Source organism: Mesorhizobium sp. M7A.F.Ca.CA.004.06.1.1 (assembly GCF_003999135.1).
Taxonomy (GTDB): Bacteria; Pseudomonadota; Alphaproteobacteria; order Rhizobiales; family Rhizobiaceae; genus Mesorhizobium.
This window is the reverse complement of the sequence record NZ_RZPQ01001041.1, coordinates 1-1,584: the sequence shown is the minus strand read 5'-3', so window position 1 is coordinate 1,584 and position 1,584 is coordinate 1. Positions and strand designations below refer to the sequence as shown.

Annotated in this window: 2 protein-coding genes and 1 pseudogene; all 3 read left to right on the top strand. The window is 64.1% G+C overall.

Annotated features, from left to right (window positions below):
* Nucleotides 1–760: pseudogene (locus EN906_RS33575) on the top strand (cysteine--tRNA ligase); the annotation flags it as partial.
* A complete protein-coding gene (locus tag EN906_RS33570) occupies nucleotides 757–1,143 on the top strand; it encodes a VOC family protein (RefSeq protein ID WP_127268542.1) in 387 nt (128 codons plus the stop codon). The pseudogene EN906_RS33575 and the gene EN906_RS33570, both read left to right, overlap by 4 nt.
* Nucleotides 1,144–1,149: 6 nt before the next feature.
* Nucleotides 1,150–1,584 (top strand): GFA family protein (locus tag EN906_RS33565; RefSeq protein ID WP_164777585.1); only part of this gene is annotated, 435 nt, incomplete at its 3' end.

Genomic DNA, 1,584 nt, shown 5'->3' with positions numbered 1-1,584 from the left:
GGGTCGGCCGGGCTGGCACATCGAATGCTCGGCAATGTCGGCCGCCTATCTCGGCGAGGTGTTCGACATCCATGGCGGCGGCCTCGACCTGATCTTCCCGCACCATGAGAACGAGATCGCCCAGTCGCGCTGCGCCCATGGCACGGACGTGATGGCCAACATCTGGATGCACAACGGCTTCCTGCAGGTCGAAGGTCAGAAAATGTCGAAAAGCGTCGGCAATTTCTATTCGATCAACGAACTGCTCGAGACCGAGACGTTCGGCGGCCGCAAATGGCCGGGCGAGGTGCTGCGGCTGGCAATGCTGATGACGCACTATCGCGAACCGATCGACTTTTCCGTGCGCAAGCTGGAAGAGGCCGAGAACACGCTGCGCAAATGGAAGCGGGCGGCCGACCTTGCGCCGGCCGCCGCAGGACTGCTGCCCGTGCAGGTCATCGATGCCTTGTCGGACGATCTCGCAACCTATGCCGCCTTCCAGGTCTTGACGCAGTTGGCTGGCGAGGCAGCGGACGGCAACGATGCGGCGGCTGCGCTGAAGGCGTCGCTGCTGTTCCTCGGCTTCGATGTCGCGTCGGCGACGGTTGATGAAGACCACGTCGCCAAGGCAATCGCCAAGCGTCTCGCATTCATCGCCGCCAAGAACTGGGCCGAGGCCGACCGCATCCGCGACGAACTGCTGGCTCAAGGTGTACAGTTGAAGGACGGCAAGGATCCGGTCACTGGCGAGCGCATCACCACCTGGGAGGTAAAAAGATGATCGACCATCTCGGCATCACCGTTGCCGATTTCGACGCTTCGAAGGCTTTCTATGACAAGGCGATGGCCCCGCTTGGTGCGGCGCTGCTTTACATGGTGCCGCTGGAATATACCGGGGGTGCCAAGGTCGGCGGCTATGGCCGTGACCGGCCGGTGTTCTGGCTGAGTACCGGCAAGGACAAGCCCAGGGATCACCAGCACGTCGCCTTCACGGCGCGCAGCCGCGCCGAGGTCGATGCCTTCCATGCCGCAGCCCTTGCCGCCGGTGGCAAGGACAATGGCGGGCCAGGCCTGCGGCCGCATTATCACCCGAGCTACTATGGCGCCTTCGTCTTCGATCCCGACGGCAACAATGTCGAGGCCGTCTGCCATGTCCCGGAGTGAGCGGTGATGAGCCTCGACAACCGGCCGGTCTACACCGGCGGCTGCCAGTGCGGCGCGGTGCGCTTTCGCGTTGAAGGCGCGCTCGGCGACGCTTCGGTCTGCCATTGCCGCATGTGCCAGAAGGCGTTCGGCTCGTTCTATGCGCCGCTGGTTTCGGTGCGTGGCGCCCGGCTCGACTGGACGCGCGGCGAGCCGAAATACTTCCGCTCCTCCAACCATGTCGATCGCGGTTTTTGCGCCGATTGCGGCACGCCGCTGACCTTCACCGCGCCGGACGGCGTTGGCCTCGCCATCGGCGCGTTCGACAATCCGGCGGAGATCGTGCCGCTGATCCAATGGGGCACCGAGGCAAAGCTGCCTTATGTCGATACGATCCCGCAATTGCCGGGCGAGGAGACGATGGCCGACGTGTCGTCGGCCTCTTATCTGGCGGATCTCGTC